General features: G+C 36.7%; 2 protein-coding genes. Both read right to left on the reverse strand.

Features of this window, described 5'->3' with window-relative positions; genetic code table 11:
• Positions 1 to 158: 158 nt before the first annotated feature.
• Positions 159 to 542, reverse strand: coding sequence for a protein YhhH (yhhH, locus tag FTE26_RS04925; RefSeq protein ID WP_001271686.1), 384 nt, complete (start codon positions 540 to 542; stop codon positions 159 to 161).
• Positions 514 to 1,101: DUF4329 domain-containing protein (locus FTE26_RS04930; protein WP_001350073.1), on the reverse strand; the 588-nt coding region annotated here is incomplete at its 5' end. The genes yhhH and FTE26_RS04930, both read right to left, overlap by 29 nt.

A 1,101-nucleotide genomic window follows, 5' to 3' on the forward strand; every position in this document is an offset into this window, starting at 1 on the left:
ATTATATAAACCATACTCTTTACTTGCCTTTCTTTTCTGGTATGTATTTGACATTGCAGGAACCTCCATAAAGGCTATCTTTTTCTATCGTTTGACTGTCTGGAGTCCTCCACCTACTCTGCCATCAGCGCACACGATGTTTGATTATCCTTACATACTTATTTTCCGTGGCCAAAATTCAGAATTCTCCCATCATTTTTGCCTATTTCTATAATAAAAACCCCACCAGCAATTTGGTCTGAGTGAATGGTACCTTCAACAACCCAACTTGTTGTTAACTCAGTGATTTCGTATGGTTTTTCTTCTTCTGCGGCATCCTGTCCATAACGATTCTTAACATATATCTCAGCTAATTCCAATGCTATAGCTTTATTTTTAACCAAATTTCTAACGGTATATTTACCTTCACTTTCATACTTGCGCATTATTTTAATATTATTATTACACTGCGCCCATGTGTTGTATGTAAAAACAAACAAAGATACAATGACACAGTTCCTAAACAATATTTTTTTACATATTACCATGAACTCTGCAGACATTAGGTAATCCTTTTCTGTTTGTTATTTCCTTCCCGTGGTTATCTATTGCTTTAAAATTACCACTGGGCGTACCTAAATAAAATGACTTGATATTGTTATCTTTACTTTTAACTATTTTCTCATCTTTACCTGAAAATATTTCGTCCCAATATTCTCCATGACTATCTGCACCATGAGTATGATAAGCTGATACTTTCTCAGTACCATTAGGGCAAGGGCTATTGAATGGATATGATCCTTTTCTTTCTCCTCGGTTAGGTGCTGTTGAGAAATATCTGCCACTATTATCCTTACATATTAAACCAGCGAACTCTTTATCTTCGCAAATAGATTGGCTATTTATTTTATTTAAGGCGTCATATGCGGTGCTATCTATAGAATCAAATTTATCTGGACCTATCATAGCGGATAGTGTGCCGCAAAGACCATTAGTACATGCCCCCGATTTTGCATCCTCCCACATAGATAAACCCAGGGGGTCGATGTCTGATATCGGATTCAATTGATATCCATACAGGTTCCATCCCCCCTTCAGTCCAATCGGATCCTGAGTGATATA

It is taken from the genome of Escherichia sp. S10b (assembly GCF_028421345.1).
In the GTDB taxonomy this organism is placed as follows: domain Bacteria; phylum Pseudomonadota; class Gammaproteobacteria; order Enterobacterales; family Enterobacteriaceae; genus ECMA0423.